Here is a 16,695-nt window from a genome sequence, read left to right as displayed (position 1 = left end):
CGGCTGACAAAGGAGTCCGAAGGTGCCGTCGATGCTCGATGCCGTCGTCGTGGGGGCGGGGCCCAACGGGCTGACCGCAGCTGTCGAATTGGCCCGTCGCGGCTTCTCGGTGGCGGTGTACGAGGCGATGGACACCGTCGGCGGGGGAGCGAGGACCGAGGAGCTCACCCTCCCGGGCTTCCGCCACGACCCCTGCTCCGCCGTCCATCCGCTCGGCATCGGCTCACCGGCCTTCGCCGCCATGCCACTGGCCCGGCACGGCCTGGAGTGGCTGCACCCCGAACTGCCTCTGGCGCACCCTTTTCCGGACGGCACCGCGGCCGTGCTGAGCCGGTCGGTCGGTGAGAGCGCCATGTCGCTGGGTGCCGGTGACGCCGGGGCGTACCGACGGCTCGTCGCACCCTTCCTCGGGCACTGGGACACCCTCGCCGCGGACTTTCTGCGCACCCCCTGGGACGGCCTGCCCCGCGACCCGTATCGTCTCGCCCGCTTCGGGACGGTCGCACTGCAGCCCGCCACCTGGATCTCGCGCCGTTTCGATGGGGAGCGGGCCCGCGGTCTGTTCGCCGGTCTTGCTGCCCATGCCATCGCCCCCACCAGCGGGTTCGCCACCGCCGGGGTCGCCCTGTGCTTCGCGCTCGCCGCGCACGAGGTCGGCTGGCCGGTGCCGCGCGGCGGTTCGCAGGCGATCTCCGACGCTCTCGCCTCGTATCTGCGTGAGCAGGGCGGTGTGATCCACACGGGCACGGAGGTCAAGCGGCTGGACGAGCTGCCCCCTGCCCGTGCGTATGTCTTCGACACCTCGCCGACCGCGCTCGCCAGGATCGCGGGTCTCGGCCAGGCGTATCAGCACTACCGCTACGGGGCCGCCGCGTTCAAGATCGACTACGCGCTCTCGGGGCCCGTGCCCTGGACCGCGAAGGAGGCCCGTACGGCAGGGACCGTGCACATCGGCCCCACCGCCGGCGAGATCGACGCGGCCCTGACCGCCGCCGTCGCGGGCCGTGACCCCAAGGTCCCCTTCCTGATCACCGCCCAGCCCAGCCTGGTGGACCCCTCTCGCGCTCCGGCGGGCAAGCACGTCCTTTGGGCGTACGGCCATGTGCCGGCCGGCTGGGAGGGCGACGCGACCGAGGTCATCGAGCGGCAGCTGGAGCGGTTCGCGCCCGGTTTCCGCGATCTCGTGCTGGCCCGCGCAGTCGCGGGCCCGCCCCAGCTCGCCCTGCGCAACGCCAACTACGTCGGCGGGGATATCGCCTGCGGAGCTTTCGCCGGACTTCAGACGCTGATCCGTCCCAGGCTCGCCCGCGTTCCGTACGCCACCGCGCACCCCGCCGTCTTCATCTGCTCCTCCGCGACGCCGCCGGGCCCCGGTGTGCACGGCATGTCCGGCCACCACGCCGCGAAGGCGGTCTGGCGCAGTCTGCGCAGGGTGCGCTCTGCGTAGGCCGACGCCGCATGGTCCACTTGCGTAGGCTGAGGTCATGGTCGAGATCACGCTCGTGCGCGGGGACATCACCCAGCAGCGTGTCGACGTCATCGTCAATGCCGCCAATTCCTCCCTGCTCGGCGGCGGTGGTGTCGACGGAGCCATCCACCGTCGCGGCGGGCCCGAGATCCTCGCTCAATGCCGTGCCCTGCGCGCCTCGCAGTACGGCAAGGGCCTGCGCACCGGGCAGGCCGTCGCCACCACCGCCGGCCGCCTTGACGCGGACCATGTGATCCACACGGTCGGTCCCGTCTGGTCCCGGCAGGAGGACCGTTCCGGCCTGCTGGCCTCCTGTTACCGTGAATCGCTGCGCGTGGCACGGGAGTTGGGCGCGAGCACCGTCGCCTTCCCCGCCATCTCGACCGGCATCTACGGCTGGCCGATGGACGACGGCGCGCGGATCGCAGTCCGTACGGTCCGCGAGGCGGCTGCCGCGCCGGTCACCGAGGTACGTTTCGTGCTCTTCGACGAGTACGCGTACAAGGAATTCGAGACCGCCCTGGCAGAGCAAGGTTGATGTCGTTTTCTCGCTAGCACCGGCCCTGGCGCTGCCGGATGCTTGAGCCATGCACACCGACACCGAGCGCTGCGTACGCGCCGTCCAGTCGAAGGACGCCCGATTCGACGGCTGGTTCTTCACGGCCGTGCTGACCACGCGGATCTACTGCCGCCCCAGCTGCCCGGTGGTGCCGCCGAAGGTCGAGAACATGACCTTCTACCCGAGCGCCGCGGCCTGTCAGCAGGCCGGATTCAGAGCCTGCAAGCGCTGCCGCCCCGACACCAGCCCCGGCTCCCCGGAGTGGAACGCCCGCGCGGACACCGTCGCACGCGCCATGCGTCTCATCCGCGACGGAGTCGTGGACCGCGAAGGCGTACCGGGCCTGGCCGCTCGCCTCGGCTACTCCACCCGGCAGATCGAGCGCCAGCTCCTCGCCGAGCTGGGCGCGGGACCGCTCGCCCTGGCCCGCGCGCAGCGTGCCCAGACCGCGCGCCTGCTCATCGAAACCACCGCGCTCCCGATGGCCGAGGTCGCCTTCGCGGCCGGTTTCGCCTCCATCCGCACCTTCAACGACACCGTCCGCGAGGTCTTCGCACTCGCCCCCGGCGAACTGCGCACCCGCGCCACCCGCAGCCGTACCGCACCCCCACAGACCCCCGGAGTGATCTCCCTGCGGCTGCCGTACCGCGCGCCGCTCAATCCGAGCAACCTCTTCGGCCATCTCGCCGCGACCGGCGTACCCGGCGTCGAGGAGTGGCTGGACGGGGCGTACCGCCGCACCCTGAACCTCCCCTACGGGCACGGCATCGCCGCCCTCACCCCGCGGCCTGACCACATCGCCTGCCGGCTCTCCCTCACCGACCCGCGCGACCTCACCATCGCGATCAGCCGCTGCCGCTGGATGCTCGACCTGGACGCCGATCCGGTCGCCGTCGACGACCAGTTGCGTACGGACGAGCTGCTCGCACCGCTGGTCGACAAGGCGCCGGGGCGACGGGTGCCGCGCACCGTGGATGCGGCGGAGTTCGCCGTGCGGGCGGTGCTGGGCCAGCAGGTGTCGACGGCCGCGGCCCGCACCCATGCGGGCCGCCTGGTCGCAGCCCACGGCGAGGCGATCGAGGACGCCGAGGGCGGCCTCACGCATCTCTTCCCGTCCTCCGAGGCGCTGGCGGCGCTGGACCCTCAGACCCTGGCGCTGCCCGGCACCCGCCGCACCACCTTCATGAGCCTTGTCGGGGCGCTGGCCGACGGCTCACTGCGGCTCGGCATCGACAGCGACTGGGACAAGGCACGCGCACAGCTGACCGCGATCCCCGGCTTCGGCCCCTGGACGGTCGAGGTGATCGCGATGCGCGCCCTGGGCGACCCGGACGCGTTCCTGCCCGGCGACCTCGGCATGCGACGCGCCGCCGCCGAACTGGGTCTGCCCTCGACCCCCGCCGCTCTCACCAACCGCGCCGCAGCCTGGCGGCCCTGGCGGGCGTACGCCGTCCAGTACCTCTGGGCCACCGACGATCACCCCATCAACCGCCTCCCCTCATAAGGAAGTTCAGCCATGATCAAGCAGCACACGGTCGTCGACAGTCCCTACGGCCCGCTGACCCTCGTCGCCACGGACGGAGTGCTGAGCGGCCTCTACATGCCCCAGCAGCGCCACCGGCCCGACGAAGAGACCTTCGGCGAGGAGGATCCCGCGCCCTTCGGCGAGGCGATCCGCCAGCTGGAGGCCTACTTCGCCCGCGAGCTCACGGAATTCGACCTGCCGATGCGGCTGCAGGGCACGGACTTCCAGCGGCGCGTCTGGGAGCAGCTGCGGCAGATCCCGTACGGCGAGACACGGACCTACGGCGAACTGGCCGAGGCGCTCGGCAACGCCGGTGCCTCCCGCGCGGTGGGTCTGGCCAATGGCAAGAACCCGATCGGGATCATCGTCCCCTGCCACCGGGTCATCGGCTCGACGGGCAGCCTTGTCGGCTACGGCGGCGGACTCGACCGCAAGCAACGACTGCTGGCGTTCGAGTCCGGCACGCCCGACGACGCGTTGTTCTAGGCACGGGCCCCGGCGATCTCAGGCCGCTCGGCTTCCCAACGGGGCGATGGGTTTCGCGACGGTTCGTCCGCGGCTCACGAGGATGGGCCGGTGAAATCGGCGGCATGCCCATGCCGACGCCACAGGGTGTCAAGCGGCTCGACGACCTCGCCGGCGGCGGTGCGATCGTACGCGCGGTCGGTGACGCGGCCGCGTTTCAGCAAGGCCCAGTAGCGCGAAGCCCTCGGGAACGACTCTCAGCTCTCGGTGCCCAGCCGGCGCAGGAGTTCGGGCAGAGCGGTGCCGATCGGCTCCCGGACGACTTCGTCGGCTCGGTCGTCGTACGGTGTCGGTTCGGCGTTGACGATGATCAGCCGGGCGCCGTGGTCGGCGGCGACACCGGCAAGTCCGGCGGCGGGCTGCACCTGGAGGCTCGTCCCGACGGCGATGAAGACCTGGCATGCCTTGGTGATCGCGAGAGCCTCGCCCAGTACCACGGGGTCGAGCCGCTCGCCGAACATCACCGTGGCCGACTTGAGGATGCCGCCGCACTCCAGGCACGGCGGATCCTCCTCACCGGCCTCGACTCGCGCGAGCGCTTCCTCCATCGGTGCCTTGGCGTGGCACTTGGTGCACACCACGGTCCGTGCGGTGCCGTGCAGTTCGAGGACCTTGCGGGCGGGCATGCCGGCGAGCTGGTGCAGCCCGTCCACGTTCTGCGTGATCACCCGCACCGGCACCCCGGACCGCTCCAGCTCCGCCACGGCCCGGTGCGCCGTGTTGGGCTCGGCCTGCAGCGTCCCGGTTCTTCCGCCGCATCTGCCAGGACCGGCGCCGGATCTCCGGGTCGGCCATGTAGTAGTCGTAGGTCACGAGCTTCTCGGCCTCCGGATCGCGCCGCCACAGGCCGTTCGGCCCGCGGTAGTCGGGGATCCCGGAATCGGTGGAGACACCGGCGCCACTGAGGATGGCGACGAGGGGCTTGTTCATGGGCCGAGGGTAAGTCGCGCGTCCCCACTGGGCGACCGGATATCGCGGGCTTGTGTGCTCCGGGGGGAGCCGGGGCGGCCCGTCAGTCCTCCGACATCGCCGACGCCTTGGCACAGAGATACGGACGCGCGAGCAGCAGACCGGTGCCGGTCAGGGCGATGCCGAAGTACACCGGCGCGAGGTGGATGAAGTCCGTGTAGTGGATCACGCCGTGCACCACGACAGCCGGCAGGAAGCCGGCGGCCGCCGCCGCTGCCAGGGTCCAGAACACCCACGTCTCACCCCGCCGCCAGCCCCACGCGCTGAGCAGAGTGATCGCCACCGCGGAGGCCATCAGGGCGCCTCCGAACCCCGCGCGGTCGTGGGCGACGAACGGCACCAGCCGCGGATTCAGGATTTCCAGCGTCTGCGCGCTGGTGCCCAGGAAGGCCAGGTCGGTCGGCACGAAGACACCGGTCAGACCCACCACCGAGATCACCGCTCCGCCGACGAACAGCCCCGCTCCCGTGACGATCAGCAGCAACTGGCCGACCAGTGCCCGTCGGCGCTCCGGCTCCGGTCCCTCGGGCGCCAGGCGCCACCGCGGTGCGTGCGGGGTCCGGCGGGCCGCGGCCACGAACATCGGGAACAGCACGATGGTGGTTGCTGTGTGCAGAGGTTCCACGAATCCGGTGGCCAGGAAGTAGAACAAGGTGGGGAAGCCGATTGCCCCCGAGAGTAGATAGACATCGCGGGCCCAGGGCCAGCCGCGTCTCATCCCGCCCACGGCGAGGCCGGTGTAGAGGGCGCCGATCGCCACCATCGTGCCGGCCAAGGTGATCCGATCGTGCTGGAGGAAGTGCACGAGGTGGTGATTGGCGGCATGCATGTCGTGCAGCGTCATGCCGAGGTAATCGCGGTCGTACCAGAGCAGTACCGGCCCGAGCGTGATCGCCGCGGCGCTGAGACCGCCGACTGTCATACCGAGCCCGACGAGCAGCGCCCACCACCAGGCGGGCCAGCGTCGGGGATCGGGACCGACGTCCCGTAGCACCGGAGCGGGCGCGGTGGGCGTGGCTGCCTCGGCGACCCGTGCGAACCAGCCGGGTCCGGCCGCGACGAGCACCCCGGGCCGGGCGAGCACGACGGCGCCCGGCTCTTCGAGCGCGGCGGCGCCCGGCTCTTCGAGCGCGGCGGCCGCGGCGGTGACCGACGGGTCGGACATGTGGATTACGTGCGGGTCGTCGCCGCTGGTGAACCCGTCGACATGGGGCCTGAGGGCGGCCTCGGCCTCCGGGTCGCAAGCGCGGACGACCATCGGGATCGAGCGGCCGGCGGCGGCCTCGCGTACGGTCTGCGCGTCGGCCGCCGAGACGGGTGCCACCTCGACGAAACCAGCCCCGAGCGGGGGCATGGCGCGTAGCGCTTCGCGGGCGAGCGAGGGCGGGACGGATATGCCGAGGCGGACGGTCACGGGCACACCGGCGATCTCGCCGGCAAGCCGCTCCGGCGGACGGCGGCGGCCGAGCGACCCAGCGATCAGCCGCGCGCCGACGGGACGGGAGCCGATCGAGGCCAACAGCCTCAGTGCGGTCCGCTGCGAACGGCGCCGGCCCAAGACGGCGGCGGCCGTGCCGCGCAGCGGGTGATAAGTCCAGTCCGGCATCAGTGGCTCTCGCTCCCCGTCGCGGTCGCCCGGTCACCGGGCGCGGTCCAGCCGAGCACCGACGTCATGGAACGCAGCGGCGCCCGGGGCGACATCAGCCGGGCGGCCGTGTCGCGCAGCAACACAGCGCGCGGCCACGACAGTTGGGCGACTGCGCCGAGCCGGGCGGAGCGGCGTGTGATGGCCTGGGTCCGCGGACGGCGCAGCAGGTCGTACGAGCGGAGCGCGGCGGACACGTCCGGGGTGCCGTCGGCGCCGCTCAGGATCGCGACGAGATTCATGCCGCGAGCGTACGCAGCAGGCCGCACCGCAGTGAGCCGATTAAGATCCTGTCCACGTCGATCAGACCGCAGCCAGGCAAGATCGGCCGGACAGGCCTATGCGGGCGGCAGCCCGTTCTCCAGCTCCACCGTCCCGCTTCCCTTCTCCAGGACGTCCAGAGCGGCCAGCACCCGGTGACCCAGCGAGTCCGGGAAGTGCGCCGGGATCTCGTCACGGGACGCCAGCCGCCAGGAGAGCAGCTCTTCCTCCTGCAGCCGGATCGCCGCGAACTGTGCCTCGGTCAGCACCCCGCCGTCGTACACATACGCCGCGATCGGCGGCCGCGCGGTGCCCTGCACCCAGTCGACCGCCAGCAGCGCGCCCGGCTCTACGTCGAGTCCGATCTCCTCGAGCGCCTCCCTGCGGGCGGCCAGCCGCGGCGTCTCGCCCAGATCCGACTCGATGGTTCCGCCGGGCAGCGCCCAGCCCTCTCGGTAGTTGGGCTCGACGATCAGCACACGTCCCTCGCCGTCACGGATGAGAACGGCGGCACCGGCGAGGATGCGGGGCAGGGATGCGATGTACGTCGCGTAGTCAGAGGTAGTCACTCGGGGAAGCGTAACGGGGGTGCGGGCGTCAGCCCTTGGCGCCCGGAGGGCGTTTCCGGCCGGGTCGCGCGTCAGGCTGCGGAGAACGCCGCCAACCGCACTGTACGCTCCGCCAGTTCGCTGATGTGTACGCCGTCGAATCCGAACACCGCGGTGCGCAGCCGGTCCTCCAGAGGCTCCGTCCACTGTGCGGGGATGGCGGCCGCTCCGCTCAGCACACCCGCCACCGAGCCCGCCGTCGCTCCGTTGGAGTCGGTGTCGAGGCCGCCGCGGACCGTGAGTGCGATGGTGGCGGTGAAGTCGCCCGCGCCGTACAGCAGTCCGGCCGTGATGACGGCGGCGTTCGGAACGGTGTGGATCCAGCCCAGGCCCCCGGTCTCCGCGGCCAGTTCGCCGAGCGTGTCGGACCAGGACGTCCCGGAGGCGTGCAGGGCCACGGTGTGGCGCACCACGCGCGCGAGCCGGCAGCCCGCGGGGATACGTTCCAGAGCCGCCTCGACCGCGTCGCGCGGGATGTTCGCGGTGAACGCGGCGGCGATCAGGGCCGCCGCCCACATCGCCCCGTACACGCCGTTGCCCGTGTGCGAGAGGACCGCGTCGCGGCGGGCGAGCGCGGCGGCGCGGCGCGGGTCGCCGGGACAGGTCCAGCCGAAGATGTCGGCGCGGATGAGCGCGCCGATCCACTCCTGGTAGGGATTGTCGCGCGTGGCGCTGACAGGCGGTTGGAGACCGTTCGCGAGATTTCGGTACGCGGCCCGCTCGGCGGTGAACGTCTGCAGAAACGGCAGATGCAGCAGCCATGCCTCGCCCACCTGCTCGGTGGTGAACCCGAAGCCGTGGCTCTCCAGCAGATGCAGGCCGAGGACCGTGTAGTCCACGTCGTCGTCCCGGCAACTGCCGTGGATCCGGCCCCGTACGCACTCACGCCACTCGGGGCGCAGCTCGAATTCGCCGGGCATCGCGTCCGCCGGCGGCTCGGGGAGGTAGTCGGTGAGCGGGAGCGCGTCGGTGCGGCGCAGGTACCGGTCGATGCGGTCGCGGGTCCAGTAGTCGCCACGCTCGACGGGCTTGCCGAGCATGTTGCCGGCGACGCGGCCCAGCCAGCCGCCGAGGATCCGGTCGGCGAGGTCGATGTGCTGGAGGCCCATACGTCCGGTTTACCGAATCGGCGCCGGAACCGCGCGGCAGTGCCCGGCTATGGTTCGAAATGTCCTGCCGTGATGAAGTGGCAGACCCTCGAGACGTCCGGATAGGGTCGGGGCGGCGCGACTGCCTGTTCGAAAGCAAGGGATAGCAAGGTGACGAACGGAGCAGTTATTCAGCCCGCGCGTGTGCTCGTCGCGGCTGACAAGTTCAAGGGCTCGCTCACGGCCGTACAGGTCGCGGAACGGGTCACCGCAGGTCTCCAGCGTGTCGTACCCGGTCTGGCGGTCGAGACCCTGCCCGTCGCGGACGGCGGCGACGGCACGGTCGCCGCGGCGGTGGCGGCCGGGTTCGAACGCCGCGAGGTCCCGGTGACGGGGCCGCTCGGCGAACCCCTCACCGCGGCGTACGCCCTGCGGGAGGGCACCGCGGTGGTGGAGATGGCGGAGGCCTCCGGGCTCCAGCACCTCCCCGACGGGGTCTTCGCTCCGCTCACCTCGACGACGTACGGCTCCGGCGAGCTGCTGCGCGCCGCGCTCGACGCGGGAGCCCGGACGATCGTCTTCGGCGTCGGCGGCAGCGCGACCACTGACGGCGGCGCGGGCATGCTCGCCGCGCTCGGCGCGCGCTTCCTGGACGCGGACGGCGAGCCGGTCGGCCCCGGCGGCGGCGGCCTCCGCGACCTCGCGTCCGCGGACCTGTCCGGCCTCGACCCCCGGCTCAAGGACGTCGAGCTGGTCCTCGCCAGCGACGTCGACAACCCGCTGACGGGGCCGAAGGGCGCGCCCGCGGTGTACGGCCCGCAGAAGGGCGCGACACCGGAGGACGTCGCCACCTTGGACGCGGCGCTGGTCCACTACGCGTCCATCCTCGGCCGCGAGCAGGCCCAGCTCCCCGGCGCGGGGGCGGCGGGCGGCATCGGCTACGGCGCGCTGGTCGCCCTCGGGGCGAGCTTCCGGCCCGGCATCGAGGTCATGCTCGACGTACTCGGCTTCGCGACGGCACTGTCCCGGGCGACCCTGGTGATCACCGGCGAGGGCTCCCTCGACGAACAGACACTCCACGGCAAGGCCCCCGCGGGCGTCGCGGCGGCGGCCCGCGCCCGGAACATCGAGGTCGTCGCGGTCTGCGGGCGCCTGGCGCTGCCGCCCGAGGCGCTGGGCCGGGCGGGGATCCGCAGGGCGTATCCCCTGACGGCGCTGGAACCGGATCCACGGAAGTGCATGGCGGAGGCGGGGCCGCTGCTGGAGCGGGTGGCGGAGGGTATCGCGCGGGATTTCCTGCGGTAGGGGGTTGTTCCCCCACCCCGCCCCTTCCCGAAACTGGGGCGAGGCCCCCAGGCCCCCCGGGGGAGGGGGAGGAACGTGGGGGCTGACGCCCCCACACCCCCGGGGCGCCGGCTTCGCGGCGCGCCACGCCCCCCACCCGAATGCGCCGGCTGCGCGGCGCGGGCCTCCGGGTCCCGAGGGGAGGGGCAATGTGGGGGCTGGCGCCCCACACCCCCCGAGCGCCAGCTTCGCGGCGCGAGCAATGCACCCGCGTCTCCGCGGTGCGGGGCACCGAAAAGCGTTGCCCCGCAAGGGGGGCCGTGGAGCGGGTGGAGTCGGGACGTAGAGCGTGATTTGTGGCGCGGGGACGCCCGTACCCTGCGGCAGACCGGAGACGCGCCGTAAATCGTGCAGTCCCGGCTCCACCCCGGAGCGGACCCCAGGCGCCCACCCCGCGGCGCCGGGCAACCCCGTGACCCGCACCCCGGGCGGCCGCACCCGCTCCTCAGCCCAATCGGAACGCGTCCAGTGCCAGCGTCATTTCGATCAGGTCCCGGGGGCGGCCCAGTGATCTCGACGTCAGTTGTTCCAGGCGGCGCAGGCGGTTGAACACCGTGTTCCGGTGGCAGTACAGCCGCGTCGCCGCCCGGCCCGCCGAGCCCCCGCATTCCAGCCACGCGTCCAGCGTCTCCAGCAGCACCGCCCTGTCCGCCGGGTCCAGGTCCAGTAGGGGGCCGAAAACGTCCGCGATCAGGCGGGCCGCCAGTTCCGGCTGGCTCACCACCAGGGCCGTGGGGAGGCGCTCGTCCAGGCGCACGATCCCGCGCGCGTCCGGGCCGCACGTACGCAAGGCTGTCTCCGCGAGGCGCCGCGCCAGGCCCAGGTCCGCCAGGCCCGGCACCACCGGGCTGATCCCGCCGGGGCCCTGGCAGTGCCGGTGCAGGACAGCGGACAGCTCCGTCAGCCCCACCCCCGCCTCCAGCGCGACCACCGCGATCTCGTAATCCGTACGCATCCGCCAGAAGAACCGTTGCCCCTGTGCCACCGCGACCCGGCGGAACGGCTCGCGCCCCGCCGCGCGCTCCACCCGGACCACGACCACCGCGTACCGCCCCTGTTCCGGCAGGTCCAGGCCCGCCGCCGCGCTCGATGCCAGGCCCGGCGTGGAGCGGCCCTCCAGCAGCGCGTCCAGCAGTGCCTGGACCCGCTCGTCGCTGCGCCGCTGCATCTCCTGCTCGGTGTCGCGGTAGGCGTCCGCGACCGTGGAGGCCTGCCGGTCCACGCCCGCCCACACGTCGGACGCCAGATGCACGAGCACAGGCAGTGCGTCCGGGTTCTTGTCGGTGACGATCTCCAGGAGCTCGTCCCAGACGAGATAGCCAGCGTGCCGGTACGCGTACAGGACCAGGTCGAGCGCAAGCCCCTGCTCGGCGCGCTGCCGGCCGAGCCGTTCCGCGTACAGCAGGTCCCGCCGAGGCGCCGAACGCGATGCGGCCAGCGCCTCGATGCCGTACCGCATCGCCTCGTTGATCTGCTGCCAGTGCTCGTCCCGCGGTACGGCGAGATCGAACTGCGGTGAATGGGCCTGAAGTTCGTCGATGAGCAGGTCCGTCAGTCTGGGCACGCGCTCCAGCAGCACCTTGGAGGCGCTCACCAGGACGGACCACTCACGCTCGGTGCGTGCTCTGTGGCCGGCCATGACCGGTGAGGATGCCAGCCCTTGTGCCGGTGCACAATGCGCGCGCCGCACCGCTGGTCATGCGCAGCGATTCGAGCATACCGCCTGGACGGTACGCCCGGCCGGTGCTGGTGTGTGCCCCCACAGGGCAATTTCGAACAAGCCCGGAAAGGGGGTCCACATGGCTGCCACCTCGCTCGAAGTGCGTGCGCTGTCCGTCGGCTACGGGCCGGTACGGGCACTGCGCGACGTCTCCGTCGATGTGCCCGAGGGAGCGATCGTCGCCGTCCTCGGCGGCAACGGAGCCGGCAAATCGACCCTGCTGCGCGCCGTCTCCCGCACCCTCAGTTTTCAGCGTGGCCGCGTCACGTCCGGCACCATCAGCTACGACGGCCGTCCGCTGGAAGGCCTGAGCGCGGCCGCGGTCGTCGCCGCGGGCGTCGTCCAGGTCCCGGAGGGACGGCAGGTCTTCGCGCGGATGACCGTCGCCGACAATCTCCGGGCCGGCGCACTGGGCGCGACCGGCGGGCGCCGCTCCAGCGCCGAAGCTCTCGCCCGGGTGCACGAGCTCTTCCCCGTCCTCGCCGACCGGACGCACCAGCGTGCCGGACTGCTGTCGGGCGGCGAGCAGCAAATGCTCGCGATGGGACGGGCGCTGATGGCCCGGCCGCGGCTTCTGCTGCTCGACGAGCCGTCGCTCGGCCTCGCCCCGCTGATGGCGGCGCGCATCGCCGAGACCGTGCAGGAGATCAACGCCGCCGGCACATCGGTCCTTCTGGTCGAGCAGAACGCGGCGATCGCGCTGCGGCTGGCCTCGACGGCGTACGTACTCGACGTCGGCGAGGTCGCCCTGTCGGGCCCGGCCGACGAGCTCGCCTCCTCGGACGAGGTACGCCGCCGCTACCTCGGCGTGGTCGACGAGACGGCTGCGGCCGACGCGGCCGGCGCGGAAGCGGCGGCGCCGACGCTGAGCAGGTGGTCGGCATGAGCGCACCCCGTACCGACGTGGAACGCACGGCGACACCGCCCGCGCCCGCCGTCCCCGCCCTGACCGTCACCGACCTCACCGTCCGCTTCGCCGGGCTCACCGCCCTCGACTCCGTCTCCTTCACCGTCGCACCCGGCAGCGTCCACGCCATCATCGGCCCCAACGGCGCCGGCAAGTCCACCACCTTCAACGTCCTGTCCGGCGTCTACCGGGCCACCTCCGGCAGTGTCCGCTTCGGCGAAAAGGAGCTCACCGGGCTGTCTCCCGACCGCGTCGCCGCCCTCGGTATCGCCCGTACCTTCCAGAACCTCGCGCTCCCGCCGCATGCCACCGTTGCCGACAGCCTGCTGCTCGGCAGGCACCGGCTCACCCGCGCCGGGTTCCTCGCCGCAGGGCTGCGGCTGCCGTCCGCCGCCCGCGAGGCGCGTCAACATCTGGACCGGGTACGGGAGATCGCGGAGTTCACCGGACTCGGCGGCGATCTGGACCGGCCCGCGGGAGCACTCCCGTACGGCAAGCAGAAGCTCGTAGAACTCGGCCGCGCCCTGTGCATGGAACCGCGGCTGCTGCTCCTCGACGAGCCCGTCGCGGGCATGACCGCGGACGAGCGGCGGCAGACCGCCTCCGTCATCGCGGGCGTACGAGACAGCCTCGGCATATCCATCGTGCTCGTCGAACACGACATGGGGGTGGTGATGCGGCTCGCGGACGCCGTGACCGTACTCGACTTCGGGCGCCGGATCGCCGACGGCACCCCCGCCCAGGTACAGAGCGACCCGGCCGTCGTACAGGCCTATCTCGGAACGGAGGCGCAGGCATGACGACCTTCGTCGAACTACTCCTCGGCGGACTTTCCATCGGCTCCGTCTACGCGCTGATCGCGCTCGGCTTCGTCGTCATCTTCAAGGCCACCGAAGTCGTCAACTTCGCCCATGCCTCCCTGCTGCTCGCCGGCGGCTATGTCACCGCCGTACTCCACGACGACATCGGCTTCTGGCCCGCGCTCGCCGTCGGCATCGCGGGCGCGGCCCTGGTCGGCGCGGCCGTGGAATTCCTCGTCATGCGCCGCTACCGGGGCTCCGACCACAGCGTCCTGGCCATCGTCACCATCGGCGTCGACATTCTCCTGACCACCGAACTCACCCGCCGTATCGGCACGGACGTCCTCGCGCTCGGTGACCCGTGGGGGGACCGCGTCGTCACCGTCGGGGACATCACCATCGCGCAGACCCGTATCGCCGCATTCGTTGCGGCGGCCCTGCTCATCACCGTGTTCCTGCTCGCGTTCCGGTACACCTCGTGGGGCGTGTCGATGCGGGCGGCGGCCGAGAATCCCGAGACCGCCGCGCTGATGGGGGTACGTCTGGGCCGGGTCTCGCTCGCCGCCTGGGCGGTCGCCGGCGCGCTCGCCGCGGTCGCCGCCCTCTTCCTCACCGTCTTCCCGACTCCGGGGCTCGAACGCGCCACCTCGCTCGCCGCACTCAAGGCCTTCCCGGCGGCGATCCTCGGCGGGCTCGACTCCACCACCGGCGCGCTCGCGGGAGGTCTGATCGTCGGCGTCACCGAGTCCTTCGCCACCGGCTACCAGAGCGAACTGTCCTTCCTGGGCCGGGGGATCGGCGATCTCGCGCCGTATCTGGTGATGGTGCTCGTCCTGCTCATCAGGCCCGCCGGTCTCTTCGGCACGAAGGAGCCCGCCCGTGTCTGAGACCTTGTCCCCTCCACAGTCCAAGTCCCCGTCCCAGTCCAAGTCCAAGTCCTTGTCCGCGACCTTCAGGAACCCCCGCGCGTACGCCTGGTTCGCCGGCGGTGTCGTCCTCCTCGCCCTGCCCTTCTATGTCGACCGCTTCTGGCTGCAGGCCGGACTCTTCGCGATGGCCGCCGCGATCGGCGCGATCGGCATCAACCTCCTCACCGGTGCCACCGGGCAGCTGTCCATGGGGCACGCCTTCTTCCTCGCGGTGGGCGCGTACAGCTACTGCGTCCTGGCGGGCGAGAGCGGAGTCGAGAACGGCCACCGCCTCACCGGCCTCGGCCTGCCGACCTGGCTCGCCGCAGTACTCGCGGTACTCGTCGCGGGCGCGGCAGGCGGCCTGTTCAGCCCTATCGCGGGGCGGCTGCGCGGCGCCTATCTCGGCATCGCCACACTCGCGCTGATCTTCATCGGCCAGCACGTCCTCTTCAACGCCGGTGACCTGACAGGAGGATTCAACGGCCGGGCGGTTCCACCCCTCTCGCTCTTCGGTATCGACTTCGACGACAGCGAGACGGTCATCGCGGCCGTCCCCTTCCAGTCCGCCGAGAAGCTCTGGTACATCGCCCTGCTCGCGCTGCTCGGCTGCGCCCTGTTCGCCCGTGGAGTGCTACGAGGCCGCCCCGGCCGCGCCATGAACGCCATCCGGGACCACCGCATCGCCGCAGGCGTCATGGGCGTTCCGGTCGCCCGCTACCGGGCCGCCGTCTTCGTCCTGTCCTCGATGTACGCGGGACTCGCCGGCGTACTGATCGCCCTGGTCTTCCAGCGCACCGTCCCCGAGTACTTCGGGGTGATCCTGTCCCTCGAATTCCTCGCCATGATCGTGATCGGGGGCCTCGGCACAGTCGCCGGCGCCGTCGTCGGCGCGGTCTTCGTCTCCCTGCTGCCCCAGATCCTCACCCACTACAGCGACACCCTCCCGCTGGTCTCCGCCCCCGGCACGGGCGGCGTCGCACCCGGTGAGGCATCGCGCTATCTGTACGGCGCCGCGGTCGTCGCGGTCGTCCTCTTCCTGCCCGGCGGACTCACCCGTCTCATCACCTCACGCAAGACCCCAAGGGAGTAGACATGAAGCCACGTCTGTACCTGGCGGCGCTGGCCGCCGCCCTCACTCTGACCAGCTCTGCCCTCGCCGGATGCAGCTCGAAGGCCACCGAAGGCGGCGTTGACGAGAAGGACGCCGGAGGTGTGAAGACCGGCGAAGGCGTCACGGCCAAGACCATCAACCTGGGCGTGCTCACCGACATGACCGGCGTCTACGCCTCGCTCGGCAAGAGCGTCACCCAGGCGCAGCAGCTGTGGGCGAAGCAGACCAACGCCGCGGGCGGCATCTGCGGCCGCAGCATCGAACTGACCATCCGCGACCACGGCTACGACCCGCAGAAGGCCGTCGCCGGGTACACCGAACTCGAACCGAAGGTGCTCGGCTTCTCGCAGTTCATCGGCTCGCCCTTCGTCGCAGCCGTCAAGGGCCGTATCGACGGCCAGGACAAGGGACTTGTGCTGCCGCAGGCCTGGTCGGGATCGCTGCTGGGCAGCCCGTACATCCGCGTGGTGGGAGCGACGTACGACATCGAGACGATCAACGCGGTCGACTACCTGCTCGGCCAGAAGCGCATCGCCAAGGGCGACAAGATCGGCCATGTCTACTTCGAGGGCGACTATGGCGAAAACGCCCTCAAGGGCTCCAAGTACGCGGCGCAGCAAGCCGGTCTGACCGTCGTCGAGCAGAAGATCAAGCCCACCGACAACGACATGTCCGCGCAGGTCGCGGCGCTCAAGAAGGCGGGCGTCAAGGCGGTCCTGATCAGCGCGGGACCGCGCCAGGCGGCCTCGCTGGTCGGCGTCGCCGCGGCGGGCGGCTTCAAGGTGCCCATGATCGGCAACAACTCGGCCTTCGCTCCGCAGCTGCTGGGCACCCCGGCGGCGCCCGCGCTGACGAAGGACTACTACGTCGCCGCCTCCACCCTCCCCATCGGCGACCCGGGCGCCGGCCCGGCCAAGCTCGCCAAGGAGTACAAGGCCGCCTACCCCAAGGACGGTCTCGACAACGGCGTGGTCGCCGGTTACACGGCGGCGAGCGTCTACGGCGAGGTGCTGAAGAAGGCCTGCGCGGCCAAGGACCTCACCAGGGCCGGCATCGACAAGGCGCTGCTGACGGTGTCCTCGTACGACAGCGGCTTCGGCATCACGCACAACTTCTCCGACCCCACGGCGCCGTCGACCCGGCAGAGCCTGATCATGAAGCCGGACCTCAAGGTGCCGGGCGGTCTGAAGGTGGTGCGGCCCGCGGCAGTCGCGAAGGCGGCGGAGTCGTACAAGACGGCCGGCTGAGGGGGAG

General features: G+C 71.7%; 15 protein-coding genes and 1 pseudogene. 10 read left to right on the top strand and 6 right to left on the bottom strand.

Features of this window, described 5'->3' with window-relative positions; translation table 11 throughout:
• Positions 1-22 precede the first annotated feature (22 nt).
• Genes OHA61_RS06625 through OHA61_RS06610 form a run of 4 tightly spaced genes read left to right on the top strand, consistent with a single transcriptional unit; the run spans position 23 to position 4,038 of the window.
• The gene (locus OHA61_RS06625) at positions 23-1,447 is read left to right on the top strand and encodes a phytoene desaturase family protein (RefSeq protein ID WP_406302198.1); all 1,425 of its coding nucleotides are present in this window, start codon (positions 23-25) and stop codon (positions 1,445-1,447) included.
• A gap of 37 nt (positions 1,448-1,484) precedes the next feature.
• The gene (locus OHA61_RS06620; protein ID WP_406302197.1) at positions 1,485-2,006 is read left to right on the top strand and encodes an O-acetyl-ADP-ribose deacetylase; all 522 of its coding nucleotides are present in this window, start codon (positions 1,485-1,487) and stop codon (positions 2,004-2,006) included.
• A 49-nt stretch (positions 2,007-2,055) separates the two neighbouring features.
• On the top strand, positions 2,056-3,531 hold the full coding sequence (locus OHA61_RS06615) for an AlkA N-terminal domain-containing protein (RefSeq protein WP_406302196.1): 1,476 nt from the start codon (positions 2,056-2,058) through the stop codon (positions 3,529-3,531).
• 12 nt (positions 3,532-3,543) lie between these two features.
• Positions 3,544-4,038, top strand: a complete 495-nt coding sequence (locus OHA61_RS06610) for a methylated-DNA--[protein]-cysteine S-methyltransferase (RefSeq protein WP_406302195.1) — start codon at positions 3,544-3,546, stop codon at positions 4,036-4,038.
• A 236-nt stretch (positions 4,039-4,274) separates the two neighbouring features.
• Here OHA61_RS06610 and OHA61_RS06605 read toward each other — a convergent pair.
• The 5 genes and pseudogenes from OHA61_RS06605 to OHA61_RS06585 form a co-directional block, all read right to left on the bottom strand.
• Positions 4,275-5,007, bottom strand: a pseudogene (locus OHA61_RS06605) (SIR2 family NAD-dependent protein deacylase).
• 82 nt (positions 5,008-5,089) lie between these two features.
• A complete protein-coding gene (locus tag OHA61_RS06600) occupies positions 5,090-6,652 on the bottom strand; it encodes a hypothetical protein (protein ID WP_406302194.1) in 1,563 nt (520 codons plus the stop codon).
• Positions 6,652-6,933 (bottom strand): hypothetical protein, encoded by a 282-nt coding sequence (locus OHA61_RS06595; protein ID WP_406302193.1) that lies wholly within the window; start codon positions 6,931-6,933, stop codon positions 6,652-6,654. The genes OHA61_RS06600 and OHA61_RS06595 overlap by 1 nt, the downstream gene beginning before the upstream one ends.
• A gap of 96 nt (positions 6,934-7,029) precedes the next feature.
• Positions 7,030-7,521 (bottom strand): NUDIX domain-containing protein, encoded by a 492-nt coding sequence (locus OHA61_RS06590; protein WP_406302192.1) that lies wholly within the window; start codon positions 7,519-7,521, stop codon positions 7,030-7,032.
• 71 nt (positions 7,522-7,592) lie between these two features.
• Positions 7,593-8,669, bottom strand: coding sequence for an ADP-ribosylglycohydrolase family protein (locus tag OHA61_RS06585; RefSeq protein WP_406302190.1), 1,077 nt, complete (start codon positions 8,667-8,669; stop codon positions 7,593-7,595).
• A gap of 168 nt (positions 8,670-8,837) precedes the next feature.
• On the opposite strand from OHA61_RS06585, the gene OHA61_RS06580 reads away from it, so the two are divergent.
• A complete protein-coding gene (locus OHA61_RS06580) occupies positions 8,838-9,953 on the top strand; it encodes a glycerate kinase (RefSeq protein ID WP_406307294.1) in 1,116 nt (371 codons plus the stop codon).
• 484 nt (positions 9,954-10,437) lie between these two features.
• Here OHA61_RS06580 and OHA61_RS06575 read toward each other — a convergent pair whose 3' ends face one another.
• Complete coding sequence (locus OHA61_RS06575) at positions 10,438-11,631, bottom strand: PucR family transcriptional regulator (RefSeq protein ID WP_406302189.1); 1,194 nt, start codon at positions 11,629-11,631, stop codon at positions 10,438-10,440.
• Between the two features lie 160 nt (positions 11,632-11,791).
• Between OHA61_RS06575 and OHA61_RS06570 the strand changes: the two genes are divergently transcribed.
• From OHA61_RS06570 to OHA61_RS06550, 5 genes are read left to right on the top strand one after another with little or no spacing between them, the layout of a single operon-like run.
• Positions 11,792-12,598 carry an ABC transporter ATP-binding protein gene (locus OHA61_RS06570; RefSeq protein ID WP_406302188.1) on the top strand — a complete coding sequence of 269 codons (807 nt, stop codon included), beginning with the start codon at positions 11,792-11,794 and terminating at the stop codon, positions 12,596-12,598.
• On the top strand, positions 12,595-13,419 hold the full coding sequence (locus OHA61_RS06565; protein WP_406302187.1) for an ABC transporter ATP-binding protein: 825 nt from the start codon (positions 12,595-12,597) through the stop codon (positions 13,417-13,419). The genes OHA61_RS06570 and OHA61_RS06565 overlap by 4 nt, the downstream gene beginning before the upstream one ends.
• Positions 13,416-14,306, top strand: coding sequence for a branched-chain amino acid ABC transporter permease (locus OHA61_RS06560; protein ID WP_324974548.1), 891 nt, complete (start codon positions 13,416-13,418; stop codon positions 14,304-14,306). Before OHA61_RS06565 ends, OHA61_RS06560 begins: the two co-directional genes overlap by 4 nt.
• A 52-nt stretch (positions 14,307-14,358) precedes the next feature.
• Positions 14,359-15,420 (top strand): branched-chain amino acid ABC transporter permease, encoded by a 1,062-nt coding sequence (locus OHA61_RS06555; protein WP_324974582.1) that lies wholly within the window; start codon positions 14,359-14,361, stop codon positions 15,418-15,420.
• A gap of 2 nt (positions 15,421-15,422) precedes the next feature.
• Positions 15,423-16,688: an ABC transporter substrate-binding protein gene (locus tag OHA61_RS06550; RefSeq protein ID WP_406302186.1), complete on the top strand. Its 1,266-nt coding sequence runs from the start codon at positions 15,423-15,425 to the stop codon at positions 16,686-16,688.
• The last annotated feature ends 7 nt before the right edge of the window (positions 16,689-16,695 follow it).

This window comes from Streptomyces sp. NBC_00885 (genome assembly GCF_045207475.1).
Lineage (GTDB): Bacteria > Actinomycetota > Actinomycetes > Streptomycetales > Streptomycetaceae > Streptomyces.
Note: the sequence above shows the minus strand (reverse complement) of the source record. Positions and strands in the feature narration are given on the sequence as shown.

Bases quoted from the DNA above. Each gene is read 5' to 3' on its own strand.
- OHA61_RS06615 (WP_406302196.1), top strand. From the start codon at position 2,056: ATGCACACCGACACCGAGCGCTGCGTACGCGCCGTCCAGTCGAAGGAC.
- OHA61_RS06550 (WP_406302186.1), top strand. From the start codon at position 15,423: ATGAAGCCACGTCTGTACCTGGCGGCGCTGGCCGCCGCCCTCACTCTG.
- OHA61_RS06620 (WP_406302197.1), top strand. From the start codon at position 1,485: ATGGTCGAGATCACGCTCGTGCGCGGGGACATCACCCAGCAGCGTGTC.
- OHA61_RS06575 (WP_406302189.1), bottom strand. From the start codon at position 11,631: ATGGCCGGCCACAGAGCACGCACCGAGCGTGAGTGGTCCGTCCTGGTG.
- OHA61_RS06565 (WP_406302187.1), top strand. From the start codon at position 12,595: ATGAGCGCACCCCGTACCGACGTGGAACGCACGGCGACACCGCCCGCG.
- OHA61_RS06585 (WP_406302190.1), bottom strand. From the start codon at position 8,669: ATGGGCCTCCAGCACATCGACCTCGCCGACCGGATCCTCGGCGGCTGG.
- OHA61_RS06570 (WP_406302188.1), top strand. From the start codon at position 11,792: ATGGCTGCCACCTCGCTCGAAGTGCGTGCGCTGTCCGTCGGCTACGGG.
- OHA61_RS06560 (WP_324974548.1), top strand. From the start codon at position 13,416: ATGACGACCTTCGTCGAACTACTCCTCGGCGGACTTTCCATCGGCTCC.
- OHA61_RS06600 (WP_406302194.1), bottom strand. From the start codon at position 6,652: ATGCCGGACTGGACTTATCACCCGCTGCGCGGCACGGCCGCCGCCGTC.
- OHA61_RS06610 (WP_406302195.1), top strand. From the start codon at position 3,544: ATGATCAAGCAGCACACGGTCGTCGACAGTCCCTACGGCCCGCTGACC.
- OHA61_RS06595 (WP_406302193.1), bottom strand. From the start codon at position 6,933: ATGAATCTCGTCGCGATCCTGAGCGGCGCCGACGGCACCCCGGACGTG.